This is a genomic window from Pseudomonas sp. R2-37-08W, from assembly GCF_003851705.1.
GTDB lineage: Bacteria > Pseudomonadota > Gammaproteobacteria > Pseudomonadales > Pseudomonadaceae > Aquipseudomonas.
Genome location: NZ_CP027728.1, coordinates 2,695,775 through 2,716,111, shown reverse-complemented (window position 1 = coordinate 2,716,111; position 20,337 = coordinate 2,695,775). Strand labels below are relative to the sequence as shown.

Genomic DNA, 20,337 nt, shown 5'->3' with positions numbered 1-20,337 from the left:
GACCGGACACATGGTTGACACCTGTGCGGGGACATAGTGGACACATTATGCCCCGTAGTCAGGGTTATTCACGTCGAAGGTCCGTAGAAATTGATGACAGAAGTAGACGTCAAATAAGCCATCTCTCTCAGCGTTAGGACGTATTGCGATGTGTTGTCCACGCAGACCTTTGGCGATGCTGAAGTAGCGTTTCTGAAAGCGAAATCGACTGTCATAAACCTTAGCCAACACATCATCTGGGCCATATTCAAATTCCGACAGTTGCTGTGGATACGCCCAGGGACTGCTCCGATAGCGGTCCATAGGCACCTTGTAGCCCAGCGCCTGATGAGGGCGCTGCAGGTTATAAACCTCACGCCATTGATCAAAAGCCGATTGAGCCTCCATCAGTGTGGAAAAATAACGCCCATCAAGCACTTCTGCTTTGAGCGAGCGGTGGAAACGTTCGATCTTCCCATTGGTTTGAGGATGGCGAGGACGGCTGAAGCTGATCCGAATTCCCAGGCGAATCAGCCAGATACTCAGTTCTGAAACTTCACCCGGATTGCGTGGCGAGCCCCAGGGAGCGCCGTTATCAACGTTGATCCGAACTGGCAAGCCATAGCGCTGGAAAACCTCGATCATCTTCTCCTTCACCGTGGCTCCCCGTTCGTTATCACAGGCATCAATGGCTAGGCTGAACCGGGAGTGGTCATCCAACAGAGTCAGGGGTGGCATCGACCTTGTTGCAGTGCGAAATGTCCTTTGAAATCCATCTGCCACAGATCATTAGGCGCGTCGTGTTCAAATCGCAACGTCGCCGTATGTTCCTTCTGAGGCGGTTGAATCAGGCCATGGCGGTGCAAGACATTGGTGACGGTGCTGGGAGCAATGCGCTTTTCCAACAGGCTACTAATGGTGCGTCCACCCCATGCTGGATGGGCCTGTCTAAGTGCGATGATTTGGGCTTCCAAAGCCGTCTGAGTCAGTTTAGGGCTGGTCGCTGGCCTGCGGGATTTCTCTTGCAGACCAGGCTGACCCAGCGCCTCGTAGCGTTTGAGCCACTTGTACGCTGTTTGTGGGCTGATACCGAATCGTCGACACAACTCACGTTTGTTGCTGCCGGGTTGCCGTGCTAAGGCAACGAACTCTTCTTTCAGGCTCATGGCGTCTCTCGTAGTCCAAGGCATGATGGCTTTCCGACGAAGTTGGCTCGCCGCAAAGTGTCGACCATGTCCCCGCACACCCGTCAACCATGTGTCCGGTCCGTACAAAAAGCGCAAAAGTAAGCAAAACGCTCTTGCCCCACCACTCGGCACCTCGCCTAGGCTCGGTGTGCCCGTAATCCGACATTGATTTGGGGGGCCGCCGCCACGCGCCATCCATGGCGCGGGGCGGCTAAACCGGCATCCCTGCCGGTTTACCCCCCAAATCAATATCGAATTCCGGCCAGCGTGGTTTAACGGGGCGCCTAGATCAAGAGCAAGATCAAGAGCGACTCGCTTCGCATCGTGGTTACCGTAGGCTGCTACAAAGTTGCAAAGTTGTGTAGATACCTATGCACACGACTGCCAGATCACCCCAACCCCGCCCGCTCCCGCACAAACTGCGGCACTTCATGCCCCGGCAATGCCCTGCTGAAATACCAGCCCTGAATGAACAACTCAGCCCCCGTATTCAGAAACGCCAATTGCTCGGCGGTCTCGACCCCTTCCACCACCACGCCCAGGTTAAGCGCCTCACAGAAACGCAGCATGCCGGTCAGCACCTGAGCGCCCTTGGGATCGTGCTGTGCAACCACGAAGCTGCGATCGATCTTGATGAAGTCCACCGGAAACTGATGCAGGTAACTCAACGCCGAAAAACCGGTGCCAAAGTCATCGATATATACCTTTGCCCCCAATGCCTGCAGTTTCTGGATGGTCTGACGGGTCGCCTGGATATCGCTGACCAGCGCATCTTCGGTGATCTCCACCGACACCCAGCCCTGGGCCTGGGCGAGGATTTCCACCAGGCGATTACCATAAGCCGCGTCCTTGAGGGTGACGCTGGAGACATTGATGGTCATGGGCAATTCAAAACCGGCCTTCTTCCACTGTTGATACTGGCGTACGGCCTGGGACGCCACCCACACGTCCACATCCGGCATCAACCGCGCCTGTGCCAACCATTGCAGGAACTCCCAGGGTGAATGCACCGTGCCCTGGCTGTCCCGGGCGCGCATCAAGGCTTCGCAGCCGGTGCACAGGCCGCTACGGGTGGAGACTTGGGGCTGAAACTCAAGATAGAACTCGTAGTCGCTGATCTGCTGGATCCGGTTCAACTCAATGGCCTGCCGGGCCAGGGCGCGGTGCGACGCGAGTACCGGGTCGAACTCCAGCAACCGCCCCTTCTCCTCCAGGCCGCGAAACGTCATGTCCAGGGATTTGAGGTATACCGTGCCGCCGTCACTGGCCTGGCGATGGATCGCTCGTACATACGGCGCATACACCAGCGTCCCCAGGCCCATCAGTACAACCTGCAATACCACGGCCGCGACGTCGCCATGGGTACTGAGGTAGGCATTGAGCAACACCGGTGCGGTAAACGGCACGCTGGCCACGGCCGGTGCTACCCAACCCAGTTGCACCACCGCGAGCGCCACCGTCGCATTGACCGCCGGCACCAACAGAAAGGGTATGAACAACCGCGGGTTGAGGATGATCGGCAAACCGAACAACAGCACTTCGCTGACATTGAATAACGACAGCGGCAAACTGGCCATCGCCAGTAACCGCATGGACTGGCTCCTGGAAAACAGCAGGATTGCCAGGAGCAGGCACAGCGCGCCGCCCGACCCACCGATAAATGCGAAGCTGCCCAACAGGCCGCTGTTAAGCAGGTATTGGACCGGCTCACCCGCCGCCAGCGCGGTGCCGTTGAGTACTACGGCTTGATCCAGTACATCGAACAGCGGCTGCATGGCATACACGCCATGAATTCCGAAAAACCACAACAGCGAGTTCATCAAGGTCACAAACAGGCCGCTGCCGTAAGGCGCCTGTAACGTATTGAGCACCTGCGGCCCCTGCAGTTGCGCCACATAGGGGATCTGCAGCAGCAACGACAACACCACCACCAATGCCAGCGCAGTGATCGCACCGGGCAGCACCATGTTGATCGTGCCCTTGAGGTTGTGTCCGATCAGGTCTTCATGCACCAGGCGAGTCCAACGCAAACGGTGCAGCCAGGCCATGGCCGGCACATTGATCAGCGGCGACGCGATGGCAATGAACAGCAGGAAGGTGGCCGAAGCCCGAGGGTATTCGCGCAAAAGAAACGTGGCCACCACTACGTTGGCAAGGCACAAAAAGGCTATTGGCAGTTGTGGCAAGCGGTGCCGGATAGCCAGCATATAGCCAATGGAAGCGGCGACCAGCAGTGGAATCACCGAGCTGATCCGGTCATGCAGGCCCGAAAGAAAGCTCACTATCGGTGGGCTGAAGCCCAGCACCTTGGCGCATTCGGACAGGATCAGGAAAACGGCAGACACCAACAGGCACGGCAGGATCCACAACAATCCCTCCCGAATCGCACGCAACGACTCGATACTGGCCAGGGCCGCCAGGCGCTGGGTAAGGAAAAGTTTGAACAGCGTTTGCGCCATGAGCCGCCCTCTGCCCGTATTCGCGGGGTCTGGAGATCAGCGCCGGAATACCCGTCAACGCTACACGCCCTGATGCTCGGCGCGAAAGCTTTTCGCCATCTCCCCGGGCTTTTCAGCAAAAAAACCCCGGGGGCTGTGAAAATTCCTAGATAAAAAATCGAACTTTCTGACCTGAGTCATCCCCTAAACCTGTCTGAGTCGGTATTATCCGCCGCGTTTCCGTTTGTTAAAGGATGTTACAGCCTGGTTAACATCGGGTGCCCACTCAGGGAATATTGCCTGGCCAGAAGCAGGCACAAAGGAGAGAGAGCCTTACCATGCACCATAAGCCGTCCAGCACAATGCGCCCCCTATTTGTCACCATCCTGTTGTGGCTGTGCAGCGTGGCGCTGCTATTTATCATCAAGAACGTCATCGAACTGTATACCGGGCCCGTCGCGGAGACCTGGATAGATTTGACGTTAGTGCTTGTCGCCTACCTGATGTTCTTTTTACTGGCACCGTTGCAACGCTGGCTCCAGCGCAGGTCGCGCAAGCGCGCTCGGCGTCACGTCGACGGGCACGCACCCGACGTCGACTCCCCTCTCTCTCGCTGAGGGGCTTGGCGTTGTCAGCACCTGGCGATAACTATCAACGCGCACTGGACCGGTTCCTGCACGAACACCCGGATGTGGCCGCTGAATTGAACAACCTCAACCCACTGGCTGCCCAGGCCAGGGGAGAAACCGTGGCGCAGTATCGTACCGAGCGTCTGTATGAAGCGTTCGAGGCGCAGGCCGAGCGCCAGGGCCTGTTCGCCTGGGAGCTGACCCTCAAGCTGACTGCCGAGTCCAGCGAAGCCTTCGAAACTCAACGCCTCGAGGTGCACAAGGAAGTCGCACAGATGGCCGGCATGAGTTGGGCCGACTACTGCCAACTGCATGACCTCGCCGGCTGACGCGCTGGCTAGCCGAACCAGCGAAGCCGCCTGCACCCCATGACCTGCCGCAACTCGGCGACCGTCAGGGCCCGGCGTTGCGGGTCCTGCGCCAAGGCGGTGTGCAGTGCCGGCCAGCAACGTCGGGGCAACTGCCTGGGCCGAGGCAGCCCGGCGCCCGGTTGGCGTTCCCCGAGGCGCTTGCCCTGGGCCAGCTCATACAGGACGCACGCCACGCCATAGAGGTCCGCAGCGGGCGTCAACGCGCCACCCGCCATTAATTCAGGCGCCGCATAGGCCCGGGTCCAGGCATTCAACCGGCTGCGATTCACCGCCGCCAAGTCCGCCGGGGTCTGCGCAAATGACTGCCCAAGGCCGAAATCGAATAAACGCACGCCCGCTTCGCCCACCATGACATTGGCCGGTTTGATATCGCCATGCAGCACGTTGTGTTGATGGGCATAAACCAACGCGTCCAGCAGTTGCAGGGCAATCGGTTGCAGCTCTGCCCACGGCAATCCATCAGGGCATTCCACAAGCAGTCGGTCCAGCGTCAGGCCATGCAGCAGCTCCATGGTAAAAAAGGCGATCTGGCTGGATGTATCCACCTCAAACGAATACACCCTCACCACGCGCTCATGTCGCAGGCGGCGAGCCAGCGCAAACTCGCTGAACAGCAATACATGGGCATCCGGGCATGCAGACAAAGACTCGTCCAACAGCTTGAGCGCCACAGCGGAACAAGGCTCGCCAAATTGCTCATGTAACAGGTCCCGCGCACGGTACACCACGCCCATCCCGCCCCGGCCCACGACCTGCTCAAGGTGGTAGCGGCCGACGAGCAAAACCGGGGGAGTTGATGCCGCACTCATGAGTGCACCACGACGGCGGTCAAATCATCGCGTGCCGGGGCGCGCAACGCGCTGGCGAACAATCTTTCCACGACCTGCTGCGGCCCGCCTGCACTCAACGCCAGGCCCAGCTGGACATGGCTGAGTGCCTGGTAGAGACCATCGCTGCACAATAAAAACACATCGCCAGGGCGGGTCCTGAGCTCCAGCACCTCAAGCCGCAATGACGCGTGCGCGCCAATGGCCCGGGTCAAGGCTCTGGCATCAGGGTGGGCCCGAGCTTGCGTCGCACTCAACTGACCCTCGTCCATGAGGCGCTGCAACAGCGAATGATCTCTCGACAGCTGGTACAGGCGTTGTTCACGCCACAAATAACAGCGGCTGTCCCCCGCCCACACACAGGCCGCACGCCCGTTATCCAGCAACAGTGTGACCACCGTACTCCCCATCGTCGCACTGCCGGTGCGCCGCGCATCCGCCAGCCGCCGGTTGACACCTTGCAGCCGTTGTCGAACCGCATCGACCCGCTGATCAAGGCTGCCCTGCGCCGACAACGAAGCCAGGCTGCTGATCACCCACTCGCTCACGACGTCGCCGTGCCGGTGCCCGCCCATGCCGTCCGCCACGGCCCAACAGCCTCCTTGCGGGCAATCGAGCAGGGCATCCTCATTGCGCGGCCGTGACTGCCCGCGCTGTGTACGCCCGGCGCTGCGCCATGTGGGCCGCATCGGGTTCACAGTTGCTCCGGCAGACGGAAGGTGCGCCACGTGTCCATCTCAAATGGGCTGGGTGTCCGTTGGCTGGTCAGCAGGTAGTTGGCGCGCAATCCGGCCAGGTCGGCCTTGACGATCTGCGCGTTGCGGTCACTCGCAGGCTCGCGTTGCAGCAAGTCGAAAAACCGGAACAACGACCAGGCGCCGGCGCTCTTCTCGATACCCAGGGGGCGCAATTCGCCCCCCCTCTCCAGTACGAGGCTGGCGCGTCCGTTATCTGTTTCGATGGGCCACCGGAACGTCATGGGTATGATCGGGCCGTGCCGGTATTCCAGCTGCTTTCCACCCAATCGCAGGATCGCTCGGTTGACGGACTGATCCAGGCTGTAGGGCGCCAAGGTAAAACCCACCGCCAACTCTCCCTGATCTTCGGTGAAAAAGCTGCGTCGGATGACCTGGGCTTTCGTCAGTTGATCCAGCAGCGAACGTGAGGTCGGCAAACCCTGTCCGTCCAGCCCACGCAACCGGTAGCGCGTGCCATCCGCAGTGACAAACGAGCGCAGGTACCCCTCGTAAAAACGCGCCCACACGCCTTGGGGTTTAAAGAACTCACGAAAATCGTCAAGGGCCACATCATTCGTCGCGTGGGCGTTGAACGGATACCGTTGGCGAATCGCCCTGGCGTAAAGCCCCTGCACCTCGCTCTGGTAGCGCTGATTGACATGGGCATAGGCCTGGTCCAATAAATGGCGCCACGCCTGATCGCCAATCCCTTCAAGCCAACCGGCAAGCGGAAGCGGCAAACGGCTGGACGCTGCACGCAGGTCGCCCAGCACGTCCTGCTGGCCGTCCATGCGCCGCTTTGCCCGCAAAAAGGCCGCCTGCTCCGGCGAACCCTCACGGCTCAGCGTCGCCAATTGCAGGTGCAATTGGTCGAGCAGGCGCAACCCCTGGGCCAGCTCCGCGCTGGGGTTCTGCTGCTCATCCAGCAACTGATGCAAGGGTTCAAAACGCCGCTGCAAGGCCCGGCGTGCCGAGTCGCCCAAGGCAGCCTGCCCCTGCGCCACCGCAGCCCTGGCGACCACGCCCAACGCGCCTGACGGCTGGGCCATCGTTGCTGGCAGCTCCAGGCCCGGCAGTAAACGGGTATTTTCACGAAGCTGCTGCAATAGCAGAAGGACTGGCGATTGAGCCGACGTCAGCCCCGCGAGACGTTCGGCATCCTCGCGCAGACCGTCGGTGTGCAGCAGCCTGATGCGACCGAGGGCATCGCTCCAGGCCTGGGCATACTCACTGAAGTAGCGCTGTTGCAGTTCGATCATCAAGCGCTGCAGATCCTCGCTGCTCAAGTCAGTGCCTTCGCCCAGTACCCAGTTATCCTGGGCAATGGCGTTCACCAGCCTGGGGCCTTGCGCTTCGAAGTACTGCACATACCTTTTGGTGTAGAAGCCAGGAACCGGCGGATCGATGGCGGCAAAGACCTTGCCCTCGGCCAGACGCAACGGCTCCAGGTCGCGCGATTGTTCGCGCAGCACCCGGTACACCACGTCGGCCAATGACTCGCCCCGCAGCGCGGCCCGCGCCTGAGCCACCAGCTCGTCATTGAGGCGGGCGGAAAATGGCTGCTCAAGCAGTCGCGCCCAATGTTCATTCAGGCGCTTCTGTACCGGCATATCACCGGGAAACTGCAGCGACCAATGGCTGGCCATATGCTGCGCCAACCACGCGGTATCCCGGCGCTCGCGCAGATTGAGCATCAGGTACGCACGCAAGTTGTCGAGCAGGCGCTCGCGATCGCCGAGGCTGGCGCGTACCTGCTCTTCGAGCAGGTCAACAGTGCGGCCCAGCAGCCGCTGCTGCAACGCCTGCTCATAGGCGCGTGCCACCCACGGTCGGCTGACCTCGCCCTGATACAGGCCGGCTCGCTCGATCAGCGGAGCGTCGCCTGGTGTGGGAAACACCTGGGTCGCCGCCCAGCGAGCATCCAGCAGCGCCAGGAGCGTCAAGGTTTCATCGCTACCTTGCACGACGGGGGCGCTAAGTGCAGCGATATGAGCCAAACGTTGTTGGTTGGCCGCGTAACTGTGCATCCACAGCCCCCCGGCACCCGCCAGGACCAGCGCAGCCGCCATCCCCAGCAACCCATTGCGCCGCCAGATGCGCTGGCGCTCCCGGGTCTGCAAGGCGGCCAGGTCCGCCCCGGCAAAGATCACCCGACTGAACAGGCCCTGCACGAAATGGCTGCGGCTGTCGCTGGCACAGGTCAGGTAGAACCCGCGCAAGCCGCTGATGCGCTGGTAGCGATGGGCGCAAAAAGCCCACTCAATAAACAGGCACAAACGCTCGCCTATTTGCGCGGTCTGCTGGGGAAAATCAAGCATCCGCCCGCGGCGCTCGACATCGCGCTCCTGGTGCAATCGCTCAATCAATTCGCCGTGCAAACGTTGCAGTAATTGCTCGAACGCTCGGCGAACCTGGGTGATGTCATTGCCCGCCTTGTCAGCCTCCAGAGGTTGGCCCAGCACCGCTCCGACCTCGTCCCCTGACGGTGAGTCGAAGTACTCGATGAACCCCGCCAGTCGATCGGCCTGGGTCACCACCAGGTAGAGGGGTACATCCACCTGCAGTACCTGCTGAATTTCCTGCACGCGCGAATGGACATGGCGCGCCAGTTGCTCCAGGTCGTGCTCATTACCGCTCAGGAGCCTGTCTACCGACAGCGTCACCACTACGCCGTTGAGCGGGCGCACTCGATGCCGCCACCTCAGACTGGCCAACAGCGTGGTCCAGCCGGCGGCGTCCACCGAACGGTCTGGTTGAATCAGATAGCGCCCTGGCGTGTCGATAAGCACCCCTTCATCGGCGAAGTACCAGTCACACTGCCCGCTGCCGCCCGTCGGGCGCGTGTCAGCCTGATCGAACGGTGACTGCAAACCCGCTGCCGCCAACAGTTGGGTCTTGCCACTGCGCGGTTCACCGATCACCAGGTACCAGGGCAAATCATGGCGCCAAAGTGCGTTGCGCTCGCCATAGCGCGCAGACGTTTTCAACCGGTGGAGGGCGTCCTTGAAACGACCACGGACGTGCTTCTGCTCGTCCTCCACCGCTCTCAATGGCGGATGAGCGGTTGGCGGAGCCGGCCTTTCGAGTCCAGCAGCATGGCGCCCACCCGCCAGGACCATCGCCAATCCCCACAGCAGAAACAAAGCGCTGAGGGTCAACAGGCGGGCAGTGGCGCTTTGCCAGAACCGGTAGTCGTCCACGGCCAACAGCGGTCCGACGTACCACACGAATGCAGCACAGCAAAGCACCAGCATCAGGCTCCACACCCAAACCTTGGCCAGCACGGCACCCACGCCCTTGAAGAATGCGTTCATTCGTTGCTCCCTGCGTTTACTAGGGCGTGCGGGTAAGATCCGACGCCGACAATTGAAGGCTTTGCAGCGCACTTGCCCTGTCTCGCTCCAACACCCAGGCGAATCCCGTGTACATCGCGAGCAAACCGCACAGCGTGAAGGCCACACATCCGCCAACAGGAATGACGCGTACGTGCCTGCGTCGCGTGCGCCCCTGCCCTTCCGGCAACACCGGCGCCAACGGTGGATTGCCTCGCACCTGCCTGATCTGTCGATACAGGCCATCTCGAACGGCTTCGAGTTGCACTACCCCCCGCTCCATCACCCGGTATTTACCTTCGAACCCCAGGGACAGGCACAGGTACACCAGCTCCAGCATCGCCAAGTGTTTTACCGGGTCGCGCGCCAGGCGTTCCAGCAACTGGAACACTTTCTCGCCGCCGAACGTTTCGTGATGAAAGCGACTCAACAGGCTCATCTTCGACCAGTCACTTCGAGCGCCCCACGACGTGGTGACGACTGCTTCGTCAATCACGCTGCACAACACGTAGCGCGCAGACATGACCTGGGTATTTTCAATGCCACCCTGCAACGCACGGGTTTCGAATTGAGTCACCGCGGATGACAATCGGTCGTTGATCGTGATGAGGTTTTCCCGACCGGAGCAGCCCTTGAGCTGGACCACTTGCGACAATAGCTCCCAAGCGGCGACCACGAGGGGATTGAGCGCTGTGGTGAAGCTGTGTGCGCCCAGTGCTTGGCTCGCGTAGATCATCCGGTCCTGCAATTGTTCATAGCGCGGCGGCGCCGGAAACTCCGTGAGCGGCCCTTGCGCGGGCCCATGGCCGTCGCGATCGAGCAGGACGGTTTTTTCGTCCTGCGGGTATTCACTGTCCATAGCATTCAATTCCTGATGGCCCAGAAGGTCAGCTCAAGCCCGGCGAACTCGCCCCCGACATGGAACGCGAAGCCACCCGACTGCTCCAGCTGGGCGATATCGCGGGCATTCATATCCAGCATGAAATAGGTCTTGGCGGCGTGGAACGGGATCTGGCGCGGCGCTACGGGCAGTGGTTTGACCTTGATACCCGCCAGGTGCAGATTGACCAATTCGCGTATGCGCTCAACCGCGCCGACTTTCAAATGCGCCGGCAGGCGTTGGCGCAAGGCCTCCGAATCACACTGCGCCGTAGCCGCCAGGATGAACGTCGCAGTACCCAGCAATTTCAGGTCGCTGACCGGGCAAACCAATACGCCGTACTGACGTTGTTGCAACGGCAACTCGATGGAGTGTTGTTCCAGCACGACCGACAACACGGCACGCACAGCCTCCATCAGGCCCCGGAAACTTGCCCCCTGGTCGGCGTGCCGGTAATGCACATCCAGCGTCGGGCGCCTGCTATCGCTGGCGAACGTCGACAACTCACCGAGCAGCGCCACCAGTGCGCGGAATACCGCTTCAGGGCGAACCTGGGCCTGGCTCAGGCAGTGGCGCAGCTCCAACTCGGTACGATTGATCACTTGCAGCATGAGGAAATCGCCGACCTGCGTGCCGGCGGCGCTGCTCTCGCCCCGGATCCGCGCCGCGATGGCATCCCCCCGCGACGCCAGCAGGCCGATCACCTCCTTGAGACAAGACGATACATACCCGCGATCCTGCATAAAAATGAACGTCGGGACGAACTCCGCATCCAGGCGCACGCCCCCCGCGTCGGTAGACTCCAGCACCTGGGCAACCTTGAGTCTGACGAAGCCCTGTTCTTTGTGCTGCTCACCCAGCAGGAGACGCAAATCAGGTCGCGCGCAGTGAATTCGACAGCGAGCGTCGGCACCGGCGTTCGAATCACCTACCTCCACCTCACAAGCGAGGTAGCGCGCCAGGACATCACCCTGCTCCGGTTGGCGGGCTTCAATCTGATTGCCGGTTGCCAGCAGCAGCGCCAGGTAAACAGCCTGTTCCCCCGGGTTGGCGGGTACTTGTAATACCAGGGGCTCCATCGCGGTGCCATGGTCGAACAGGCTACCGTCCGGCAATACACCGCTGGCTTGAGTGACCACCAGTTTGCCCATGTTGAGGTACTGCACATCGAGTTCCAGCGTGAGGAAGCCCCAGGCGTCAGGCCCCAGCAAACGCGTCTGGTTGAGCTGTTGCTGGTAATGGCGGTCGTTGTGCTGCAAGTGCTGCGGCCGCAACAGCATGCCTTCCTGCCAAATGACTTTATGCGCGTGCATATCACTGCACCTCCTTGCCGGAGCGCGGGTCGGCAAGCCGGATTCCGTCGTGGTCCAGTACCAGCTCGGCACGGTTCAATTGCTGCGCGGTGAGCGGAACGAGCAGCCGCCATTGAACGTGCGGCAAGTCTCGGTACGCCGCCAGCACGCCCACAAAATGACTTTTTGGCCCGACACTCAGCTTGAGCGCCAGTCGGTCCCCTGGGCGCAGCTCTATTTCCTCGCTGCTCACCCAATCCTTTGGCAATACCTGCTCGGCGTGGTCGTACAGGCTGAAGAAGTCGGCATTCTCGAAAGCTACGCCATGGCGCAGTTCAATCAGTTGCAGCACGACCGGCGAGGGTCGGCCATGAAGGTCCGGGTTGACCTGCTCACTGGCGGTCAATACCAGGTCCAGTTTGGTCAATGTCGAAAAAGGCGATACGGCGCTGCAGCCAGCCAACAGGCCGAGCGTGAGCAACAGGGGCGTGAGGGTGACTCGATACATGGACATCATCCTGGATAATCGCTGTGCAGGGTTGAGATCAGGCGCACCTGTTCTTCAAAGGCCCGGCTGTATTGCAGCCGTTCAACCTCCAGCCGACACAGGCGCGCCACCTTGATCGCCAGCGCCTTTCGGGCAACGTCGTCAAGCCGGCCCAGGTCAAGTCCCAGCGCCGCAGCAAACTCCGTCCAGAAGACGTCATCCGGCGGCGGTGCCGTCGCGACAGAGTCCGCTACGGGAAGCTCCTTGTCGGGCTCAACTCGGTACGGCATTGCCACATGCTCGCGGTCGGCGGCATGCCGGTCCGCCCACGCCCCGGGCTCGCCAACGCCCGCATTCAAAGCTGCCAGTTCATCCGACGTGCTATGTCGCTGATGCTCAAGGTCCAGTGCCCGCAACGGGTCCAGCGCCAGGAAGGCATCGTCGGGAATCGGCACTCCCGTGGTGATGGGCTGCTCACGCAAAAGTGGAGTCGGCTCCATCAACCGCGCACGTATCGACAGCGCACCCAGTTCGAACACGTCGCCATCTTCGATCAATCGCGCCTGCCCTTTGTGCAACCGTTCGCAACTGCCTGCCATGCCGATACCGTTGCTGCTGATATCCGTCAGAAAGTAGCGACCTTCGCGGTAACCCACCAAACCGTGGTGACTGGAGAGCAGCCGACTGGAATCATGGATGACCCAGTCACAGCCAGAGCCACGCCCAATCACACCGCCCACGCCGTCAAACACTTTGCGCACCGTGGACACAGGGTCTGCGCCTGCGGCCTCACTTACCTCAAACACAAGCCGCATGGTCAAGCTCCCTCTTTCTTATCGGCCACGGGTCACCGCCTGGGGCTCACCCAAAGGACGGTATTGGGCATCATCGAATACGTAATTGGCGTTACAACCGCCAAGCAGACACAACACAAGCACGACGACGTGCCACGGACGATCAGGCATCAGGTTTCTCCTCGGTGAAAGGGCCCGCCGACTTCATATCGATGAGGGCGGCAATAATCTCGGCAATCCTCGGATGCACCGTTCAACGCTCCCCGCTGGCTTCGCCGCAAGGGATATTCAAGCGTGCAAGCCGGTAAAGCAGCGTGCGCCGCGCGACGCCGAGCTCGCGCGCCGTACGGGTCCGGTTACCACGATTCTTGTGCAGGCAATCGAGCAGGAACACGCGCTCTACCCGCTCCAGACGCTGGCGCAGCGTGACATCATCAACGGCGGTCGCGGCCGACGCCTGGGGAAGCGACAGGTGCGCCGGGAGGATCACGTTGTCGTCACACAGCAGAACGGCTCGCTCCACCAGGCACTTGAGTTCACGCACGTTGCCAGGAAAGGCATGACTCGACAGTTGATCAAGGGCGATATTCGACCATTCCACAGGTGTCCTTCCCAGGCTTGCGCACGCCTTGTCGGCGAAATGCCGTGCCAACTGCAGCACATCCCCGTCTCGCTCACGCAAGGCCGGTAACTGGATGGGGAACTGGGCAAGCCGGTAATAAAGATCCTCGCGAAAACTGCCTTCGGCGACCATGGTTGAGAGGTCACGGTGGGTCGCCGCGATGATGCGCACATCAACCTTGTGCGCAGCACTGGCGCCCAATGGGCGAACCTCACCTTCCTGCAATACCCGCAACAACTTGGCTTGCAGGGTCAGCGGCATATCGCCGATTTCATCCAGCAGCAACGTGCCGCCATGGGCGGCGTCGAACAGCCCTGCATAGTTGCGCTCGGCACCGGTAAATGCGCCTTTGCGGTAGCCGAATAGCTCGCTCTCCAACAAGCCTTCCGGGAACGCAGCGCAGTTCTGCACCACGAAAGCCTTGGCTGCACGCGGCCCTGCCAGGTGGATGGCCCGAGCCACCACTTCTTTGCCGGTACCGGTTTCGCCCCGCAGCAGGACGGTGTAAGGGGTATGCAGCACCTTGCTGATCAATTGGCAGGTTTGCGCCATCGCTGTGCTGTTGCCGATCAGGCCATACGTGCCGGTCAGCGATACTGCGAGCCCTTGCGATGCAACAGCCGGCACCCACCGCAGGCTGCGCAGCAGGGCCAGTTGGTGCAAGGCGAAGCTGGCGAACTGGCCCAGCGAGGACGCGTAACCTTGCAACGCTGCCGGGCGTTGGGCCGCGCATAGCAGCACGCCCGTGAGCGTATTGAGGCGGTTGAACAGCGGCACACTCAACAAGGCGCGCCAAGGTGATGCGAGCACCGGCAAGAAACCCAGGTCGTAAGGGCTGTTTTGCACATCATCCACACTGACCGCGGCGCCTTGATCCAGTGTGTCGCGCAGTAAAGGCACATGTCGCGGATCGATACTTGAAGTCGCCACCGCCACCGAGGGCGTCGCGCTCAGGTGTTGGGCGGCCAGCTCAAGCCGGCCGGTCGCTTCGTCAAGCCGGTACAACTGGGTGAGCTCACAGTGACTCAGTTGCGCCACCGCTGAGACGCACGCGCCGGGCAATGAAGCGCCGTCACTGTCCAGGCCTATACGTGTGAAGCAGCCGATCAAGGCGCTGGCGTGGGCAAGCGGGTCAGGCAATTGATCAAGGTCGGTCATTGGCTGAACTCGCAGAGCGGCAGGCCGTTGCCATCCAATCGCGCATGCACCACGGAAACCGGGGTCTCCATGGCCATGGCGCCGAGCAGACCGTCCACCATCTGCGGCAACAAATGGCGCTCGATCCACTGGTCGATGTACCGCGCACCGCTGTCACCGTCCGCGCAACGCTCGGTCATGTGCGCGACCAATTCTGGCGTGTAGGTGAATGCCAGTTTGCGCGAGTGCAGCCGTTGGCCAAGGCCCGCAAGCTTGAGCTCTGCCACGTCGTGCAGCACCTGCTCGTCAATCGGGTAATACGGTATGACGCGCATACGGGCGAGCAATGCGGGCTTGAAGTGGGCACGCAGCACCGGGTAAATGGCGTCTTGCAGCACCTGGGGTTCAGGTCGTTGACCGCCTGCGCAAAGCGCGTTGATAGCGTCGCTGGCGAGGTTGGACGTCATCAGCAGCACGGTGTTGCGAAAGTCGATTTCCCGCCCTTCGCCATCATTCGCGCGCCCTTTGTCAAAGACCTGGTAAAACAGGTTCAATACCTCCGGGTCGGCCTTCTCCACCTCGTCGAGCAGCACGACTGAATAGGGACGTTGGCGTACCGCTTCGGTCAAAACCCCGCCCTCGCCATAACCGACATAACCCGGTGGCGCACCGATCAATCGGGAAAGCGCGTGCTTCTCTTGGTACTCCGACATATTGATGGTGGTGACAAACCGTTCACCGCCGTACAGAAGATCCGCCAGGGCCAGGGCTGTTTCTGTCTTGCCTACACCGCTTGGCCCCACCAGCAGAAACACCCCGACAGGGGCATCGACCTTGTTGAGCCCCGCGGCAACGGCGCGCAAGGCACGATCAAGGGCCTGCACCGCGTGGTCCTGCCCAAGCACGCGCGAGCGCATGGCCGCAGCAAACCCAAGCACTTTTGTGTTCGGTTCAAGGGCCAACTGCTCGACGGGAATACCGGTCCACGCGCCGATGACATGCGCCACGCCGTGCGGGCAGACCTCAGGTTTCACCAACGGCCCATCGTGCTCAAGCCACTGTTGTTCCAGTACCTGGCGCTCGTGCTCAAGGGTTTCCAGGCGCAACTTCAGCGCCTGAAGGGCCTGCGCATCCACAGGCAATCCGCTATCAAAGTCTCGACTCAGCGCCCGCGCCTGCCGCTGGCCCTCGATCAGTTCGGCGCGTAGCGCCTGCAGTGCCTCAGGCGGCATTGCCTGACGCGTGCGGACGCTGGCACAGGCGGTGTCCAGCACGTCCACCGCCTTGTCCGGCAACTGTCGGCCCACCAGATAGCGTGCGCTCATGTGGGCCGCTGCTACCACCGCATCATCACGGACATACACGCCATGGCTCGCTTCATAGACAGGCACCAGTCCCCGCAGAATCGACACTGCCTGCTCGACACTCGGCTCCTCGACCAGTACCGGCTGGAACCGCCGCGCCAATGCCGGGTCCTTTTCGATGTACTGCTTGTATTCCGACCAGGTGGTAGCGGCGATCGTACGCAGCGCGCCGCGCGCCAGGGCCGGCTTGAGCAGGTTGGCCGCGTCCAGGCCTCCCGGCTGGGCGCCAGCGCCCACCAAAGTATGGGCTTCGTCGATAAACAGGATGACCGGTTCAGGCGATGCGTTCACTTCATCGATCACACCTTTGAGACGTCGCTCGAACTCGCCTTTGAGGCCAGCACCCGCTTGCAGCAAGCCCATATCGAGGGTCAGCACGCGAACGCTTTTAAGGGCCTCGGGCACCTGCAAAGCCGCGATCTGCAACGCAAGCCCTTCGACGATCGCCGTTTTCCCCACCCCGGCCTCCCCCACGAGAATCGGGTTGTTCTTGCGCCGCCGCACCAGGATGTCGATCAATTGCCGTATTTCGCGCTCGCGGCACAGCACCGGGTCTATCCGGCCCTCACGGGCATGCTGGGTGAGGTCCTGGGTAAAGCGCTGCAACAGCGACTCCGTGGCAATCGGCTGATGCTCGCTGGGCTGGCCCAGCAGAAAATCACGCACCCTGCCGACATCCAGGCGGCTGAGCACAGCGTGATACCGGCTGCCCGCATGCTCCAGCGGGTGCTGTAAAAGTGCCAGCAACAGCGCACCGTGATCGACAGAACGTTGACCCAACTCTACGTGTGCAACCATCACGGCTTGTTGTAACCACAGCACCAAAGCCTGGGCGAACACCGGGTTGCGTGTAGCGCTCTGCTCGCTCCTGGGCTGCAAGGCTGCTTGCAGTTCGCCCAGGGAAACGTCGGCATCTGCCAGCGCCTTGGCCATCAACCCGGCGGGATGCTCGAGCAAGGCCAGAAGCAGATCCTCCACCAGCACTTCATGGCCACCACGCGCCATACAGCGCTCGGCCGCGCGCGTCAGGTCTCGGCGGGTCTGGGCCGTCAATGTACGGATCAGTTGTTGCAGGTCCACATTAATCATGCTCATCAATCCTTAATGAAAATGGCCGGCGAGCGTGATCGCACCGTCCGCTCGCTCATGTTCCAGCCAACTGGTCCAACCCAGGCGGCACACATTGTTTTCGCCGATATGCAACGCCCTGATTTCGCCGGGTGCCAGTACCAGGCGCAGGTCAAATTGCAACGCGTCTCGCGCGGTTAGACGCACCAGCGAGCATGCGGGGGCATAGGCCGTTCCCGTGGGCAGAAAGTCGTGAAAACGCTGCCAACCCAACGCCTTGATGTGCACCCTGAACTTGCCGCTGCGATCAGCGATGCGACGCCCCAATACCAGGTCGTGGCCAAGCGTGCAGTTGGCGTGGCCCAAGTCATTGCGCTGCGAATGCGCGACGTCCACCGTGCGTTCGACCCATTGCTCGATGAACACCTGGGCATGCTTGAAGTAATACCGCAGGACGGTCTCCATCAATGCAGCCGAGTGCGCGCGCAGGCTCAGAAGCCCGAGGTAAGGCAGCAAGCGCTTGCAATCAAGAAGCGAGGCGTCCCGTATCGCGTGACTGCCGAGGCCAATCAACGCAAACATTTGCTGGGAAAACCCATCACTGGCGCCCTGTTGAAAGCAGGCCCGGTAACGGTATTTGCGCCAGATCGGTAACATCAGACGGTGCAGTCGGTGGTGGAACATATCGAGGAAGTCCCGCGTGGGGTTACCACCTGCGCGCTCCGCAAGCGCCTGCTCGGCATAAAACGCGGGCAACGGTGAGCCCGCGCCAAACAACCCCAGCACGTTGATGCGCAGACGCGCCCGCAAGCGCCCGTGGTCCAGGAAAAACTCCACACGGTCAATATCGTGTCCTGCAAACCCCAGGCCTGGATTGGCCTGGAATTCCAGCTGGTCATACAGCGCATCCTCATCCAGCAGGGGATGAGCTTCACGTAAACGTGCGACCACCTGCACCACCGCCTGGAATAGCGTGTATTCGCGGATGGCACGGCAAAGCTGAGTCAAAGCAGGGGTTGCTGCCCCATCCGGAACGGCCATAGATACACGTCTCCTTGTGTGCTGATCACTCGCAACTCGTGATACGAATTGAGGCTGGCGTAAAGCGCAAAGAACTGATTGAGGACCGAAGCGAACACAAACAGATCGCCCTGGCCTGCAAACCCCAGGAGATCCACTGTCAGGTCCACCCGCAACCCGCGAATCGGCAGGCCACGGTGCAACCGGTCAACCGGTTCGTGCTGGATAGAGCGCAGCGCGCCCAACTTTTTCTGGCTGATTTTCAGCGCCTGCCGATCGTGATAGCGCGGCAGGTCGTAGGTCGCGAGAATCACTTTCAAGGCGTTGATATCGGTCAGCGACACATAGTTGAGCGACATGTTGCTGATGAGCTTCCAGAGATAGTCCTGGTCCAGTGGCGGCGCAAAACTTGCGGTTGGCGCAGTGATGTTACGGAACGTCAATGACTCAGGGGTGTGCTCGCCGGGCTGGTTGATCTCACCTGCCTTTAGCTGTCGCGGCAGACCGGCATTGGTACAAGTCAGCTCGATCGACAGTGTTTCCGGGCCCTGCTCGCAGCGATCGCCAAAGCCTATCCAGGTAGCCAGCCCGTCATGCTGGACCGACGGCCGTTGACGGATGCTGAAGCTGGGTAGCGCCCGCGAAGTTTCGCCATCATGGTCATGCTCGAACGACTCAAAGGGCACGTAGGTTTGATAGCCCAAGCCGCCAGGACGCCATCCGGTAACACGGTCAACGGAAAACACCCCGGCGTTTTCCGGAGAATATTCCCCCGGCAACAGCAGGTATTCATCCTGTTTTCCATCCAGCCGAATGGGTATCGCGTCGTGACTGAACAGGTTGACGATAGGCGTGCAGTACAGCTTGACGTTGTCCAGGGTGGGGCGCTGGAGCGCATGCCCCTGGGGGCGCAGCTCGAAGCGCAACACCATGCCATGTGCCTGCTTAAGCACCTCTTGGGGGAATCGATGCAGCGCACCCAACCCTTGAACATCGACAAACAGGTATTTCTCGGGAAACGTGAAATATTCCTGCAAGTGGCGATAACCACGGAAGGTGTTTTGCGGGTAAGGAATTAATGCGTGTTCCTCTGCAAAACCCACCGGCTGAACCTGGTTGGCGCTGAGCCGTAGCGTCGCAGGTTGACCATCGATCCCGTTGACCGGCAAACCGTTTTGGTCCAATAGCTGCAGATGGATGCCATCCAGATGTCGCAACAAGCTGAGGTACAGGCCTTGGCTCACATAGTGGTCTCCGGCCAGGTGCAGTCGTAACGATTCGAATGTCAGCGCACTGAAATTCCCCTCTGTACTCAGGGTCAGGCGCAGGTCCAACCAGGTTGCTTCGCCCTGGCAGGCGTAATCCAGGCGACGAAGTTGCAGCGGCATTACGTCGGTGGCATAGCAGGTTCTGAAACGGCAACGTTCGCCCTGGATGGGCACGCTTTCCACTGCGGTGTCCCGTGCCACGCGAACGCTGGGGCCGGCGCAGTTCAACGGGTCAAATTGCAGGATGCTGAAAGCAGGCATTGGGCGCATGTAATTGGGCCATAACAGCTGCATCAGGGAATGCGTCAACTCAGGCAGCTCGTCATCGAGCTTCTGGCGCAGGCGCGCGGTCAGGAATGCAAAACCCTCGAGTAAACGCTCCACATCCGGGTCTTGACCGGTCTCGGCGAGAAACGGTGCCAGGGCCGGGTTGCGCTCGGAAAAGCGCCGCCCGAGTTGTCGCAGGGCACTGAGTTCGCTTTGAAAATAGCGGTTAAAGGCCATCTGCGCAGACCTCTACCTGCCCGGCATCCGCCAGGCGCGCATGGAACACGACAGATTGTGTGCCACCGTCGATGAGCAGCCCGGCATCGATGGCAAAGGCCAGTGCCAACGTTTCATGGACGCGCGGGAGCACCCTGACGCGAACATTCACCAGCCGTGGTTCGTAAGCCTGGATGAAACGCTCGATCAGCAGGCGTGACTGGGTCAGGGATTCATGCAGGCTGAGCCGCATATCATTGAGATCAGGCAAGCCGTAATCCGGCAGCGTCTGCACGCTGCCTGCGCGGGTGCTGAGCATTTTCGTCAAATGCGCGGCGACGGACGTCATACGGCATTCGCTGGCACACACCTCGGACTCAAGGCGCTCGAAAAGGCTGTTGTGGTGGCGCATCCCCTGGCCT

General features: G+C 61.0%; 16 protein-coding genes and 1 pseudogene. 2 read left to right on the top strand and 15 right to left on the bottom strand.

The features are described from left to right. Positions 1-45: 45 nt before the first annotated feature. Together C4J93_RS12535 and C4J93_RS12525 are read right to left on the bottom strand one after the other, a co-directional pair. A pseudogene (locus C4J93_RS12535) lies at positions 46-1,169 on the bottom strand (IS481 family transposase). A 386-nt stretch (positions 1,170-1,555) separates the two neighbouring features. Beyond that, positions 1,556-3,625, bottom strand: a complete 2,070-nt coding sequence (locus C4J93_RS12525) for an EAL domain-containing protein (protein WP_124429483.1) — start codon at positions 3,623-3,625, stop codon at positions 1,556-1,558. 317 nt (positions 3,626-3,942) lie between these two features. Here C4J93_RS12525 and C4J93_RS12520 point away from each other — a divergent pair, with 317 nt between their 5' ends. Continuing rightward, on the top strand, positions 3,943-4,221 hold the full coding sequence (locus C4J93_RS12520) for a hypothetical protein (RefSeq protein ID WP_124429482.1): 279 nt from the start codon (positions 3,943-3,945) through the stop codon (positions 4,219-4,221). Positions 4,222-4,232: 11 nt separating this feature from the next. Next, positions 4,233-4,562 (top strand): DUF6388 family protein, encoded by a 330-nt coding sequence (locus C4J93_RS12515; protein WP_124362644.1) that lies wholly within the window; start codon positions 4,233-4,235, stop codon positions 4,560-4,562. A gap of 8 nt (positions 4,563-4,570) precedes the next feature. On the opposite strand, the gene C4J93_RS12510 is transcribed toward C4J93_RS12515, so the two are convergent. The 13 genes from C4J93_RS12510 to tssE all read right to left on the bottom strand — a co-directional run bounded on the left by C4J93_RS12510 (position 4,571) and on the right by tssE (position 20,327). Continuing rightward, complete coding sequence (locus C4J93_RS12510; RefSeq protein WP_124429481.1) at positions 4,571-5,413, bottom strand: serine/threonine-protein kinase; 843 nt, start codon at positions 5,411-5,413, stop codon at positions 4,571-4,573. After that, positions 5,410-6,120 carry a PP2C family serine/threonine-protein phosphatase gene (locus C4J93_RS12505; RefSeq protein ID WP_124404031.1) on the bottom strand — a complete coding sequence of 237 codons (711 nt, stop codon included), beginning with the start codon at positions 6,118-6,120 and terminating at the stop codon, positions 5,410-5,412. Before C4J93_RS12505 ends, C4J93_RS12510 begins: the two co-directional genes overlap by 4 nt. 5 nt (positions 6,121-6,125) lie before the next feature. After that, positions 6,126-9,482: a type VI secretion system membrane subunit TssM gene (gene tssM / locus C4J93_RS12500; RefSeq protein ID WP_124429480.1), complete on the bottom strand. Its 3,357-nt coding sequence runs from the start codon at positions 9,480-9,482 to the stop codon at positions 6,126-6,128. Between the two features lie 19 nt (positions 9,483-9,501). Continuing rightward, the gene (gene icmH, locus C4J93_RS12495; RefSeq protein WP_124429479.1) at positions 9,502-10,359 is read right to left on the bottom strand and encodes a type IVB secretion system protein IcmH/DotU; all 858 of its coding nucleotides are present in this window, start codon (positions 10,357-10,359) and stop codon (positions 9,502-9,504) included. A gap of 5 nt (positions 10,360-10,364) precedes the next feature. After that, positions 10,365-11,693, bottom strand: a complete 1,329-nt coding sequence (tssK, locus tag C4J93_RS12490) for a type VI secretion system baseplate subunit TssK (RefSeq protein WP_124429478.1) — start codon at positions 11,691-11,693, stop codon at positions 10,365-10,367. 1 nt (position 11,694) lies between these two features. Continuing rightward, entirely contained in the window at positions 11,695-12,180 is a 486-nt protein-coding gene (gene tssJ / locus C4J93_RS12485) for a type VI secretion system lipoprotein TssJ (RefSeq protein WP_124370543.1), read from the bottom strand. A gap of 5 nt (positions 12,181-12,185) precedes the next feature. Then, entirely contained in the window at positions 12,186-12,974 is a 789-nt protein-coding gene (tagH, locus tag C4J93_RS12480) for a type VI secretion system-associated FHA domain protein TagH (RefSeq protein ID WP_124429477.1), read from the bottom strand. An 18-nt stretch (positions 12,975-12,992) separates the two neighbouring features. Further along, positions 12,993-13,124 carry a type VI secretion protein gene (locus C4J93_RS12475; RefSeq protein WP_124362636.1) on the bottom strand — a complete coding sequence of 44 codons (132 nt, stop codon included), beginning with the start codon at positions 13,122-13,124 and terminating at the stop codon, positions 12,993-12,995. Between the two features lie 82 nt (positions 13,125-13,206). Beyond that, positions 13,207-14,733 carry a sigma-54-dependent Fis family transcriptional regulator gene (locus tag C4J93_RS12470; RefSeq protein ID WP_124429476.1) on the bottom strand — a complete coding sequence of 509 codons (1,527 nt, stop codon included), beginning with the start codon at positions 14,731-14,733 and terminating at the stop codon, positions 13,207-13,209. After that, positions 14,730-17,165 (bottom strand): AAA family ATPase, encoded by a 2,436-nt coding sequence (locus C4J93_RS12465; RefSeq protein ID WP_124429475.1) that lies wholly within the window; start codon positions 17,163-17,165, stop codon positions 14,730-14,732. The genes C4J93_RS12470 and C4J93_RS12465 overlap by 4 nt, the downstream gene beginning before the upstream one ends. Before the next feature lie 12 nt (positions 17,166-17,177). Then, a complete protein-coding gene (tssG, locus tag C4J93_RS12460; RefSeq protein WP_124429474.1) occupies positions 17,178-18,185 on the bottom strand; it encodes a type VI secretion system baseplate subunit TssG in 1,008 nt (335 codons plus the stop codon). Continuing rightward, the gene (gene tssF, locus C4J93_RS12455) at positions 18,149-19,936 is read right to left on the bottom strand and encodes a type VI secretion system baseplate subunit TssF (protein WP_124429473.1); all 1,788 of its coding nucleotides are present in this window, start codon (positions 19,934-19,936) and stop codon (positions 18,149-18,151) included. The genes tssG and tssF overlap by 37 nt, the downstream gene beginning before the upstream one ends. After that, positions 19,926-20,327, bottom strand: a complete 402-nt coding sequence (tssE, locus tag C4J93_RS12450) for a type VI secretion system baseplate subunit TssE (RefSeq protein ID WP_124429472.1) — start codon at positions 20,325-20,327, stop codon at positions 19,926-19,928. Before tssE ends, tssF begins: the two co-directional genes overlap by 11 nt. Between the last annotated feature and the right edge of the window lie 10 nt (positions 20,328-20,337).

Excerpts from the sequence above, each read along its gene's own strand:
- C4J93_RS12525 (WP_124429483.1), bottom strand. The coding sequence starts at position 3,625 with ATGGCGCAAACGCTGTTCAAACTTTTCCTTACCCAGCGCCTGGCGGCC.
- C4J93_RS12520 (WP_124429482.1), top strand. The coding sequence starts at position 3,943 with ATGCACCATAAGCCGTCCAGCACAATGCGCCCCCTATTTGTCACCATC.
- C4J93_RS12510 (WP_124429481.1), bottom strand. The coding sequence starts at position 5,413 with ATGAGTGCGGCATCAACTCCCCCGGTTTTGCTCGTCGGCCGCTACCAC.
- C4J93_RS12505 (WP_124404031.1), bottom strand. The coding sequence starts at position 6,120 with ATGCGGCCCACATGGCGCAGCGCCGGGCGTACACAGCGCGGGCAGTCA.
- tssM (WP_124429480.1), bottom strand. The coding sequence starts at position 9,482 with ATGAACGCATTCTTCAAGGGCGTGGGTGCCGTGCTGGCCAAGGTTTGG.
- icmH (WP_124429479.1), bottom strand. The coding sequence starts at position 10,359 with ATGGACAGTGAATACCCGCAGGACGAAAAAACCGTCCTGCTCGATCGC.
- tssK (WP_124429478.1), bottom strand. The coding sequence starts at position 11,693 with ATGCACGCGCATAAAGTCATTTGGCAGGAAGGCATGCTGTTGCGGCCG.
- tssJ (WP_124370543.1), bottom strand. The coding sequence starts at position 12,180 with ATGTATCGAGTCACCCTCACGCCCCTGTTGCTCACGCTCGGCCTGTTG.
- tagH (WP_124429477.1), bottom strand. The coding sequence starts at position 12,974 with ATGCGGCTTGTGTTTGAGGTAAGTGAGGCCGCAGGCGCAGACCCTGTG.
- C4J93_RS12475 (WP_124362636.1), bottom strand. The coding sequence starts at position 13,124 with ATGCCTGATCGTCCGTGGCACGTCGTCGTGCTTGTGTTGTGTCTGCTT.
- C4J93_RS12470 (WP_124429476.1), bottom strand. The coding sequence starts at position 14,733 with ATGACCGACCTTGATCAATTGCCTGACCCGCTTGCCCACGCCAGCGCC.
- C4J93_RS12465 (WP_124429475.1), bottom strand. The coding sequence starts at position 17,165 with ATGATTAATGTGGACCTGCAACAACTGATCCGTACATTGACGGCCCAG.
- tssG (WP_124429474.1), bottom strand. The coding sequence starts at position 18,185 with ATGGCCGTTCCGGATGGGGCAGCAACCCCTGCTTTGACTCAGCTTTGC.
- tssF (WP_124429473.1), bottom strand. The coding sequence starts at position 19,936 with ATGGCCTTTAACCGCTATTTTCAAAGCGAACTCAGTGCCCTGCGACAA.
- tssE (WP_124429472.1), bottom strand. The coding sequence starts at position 20,327 with ATGCGCCACCACAACAGCCTTTTCGAGCGCCTTGAGTCCGAGGTGTGT.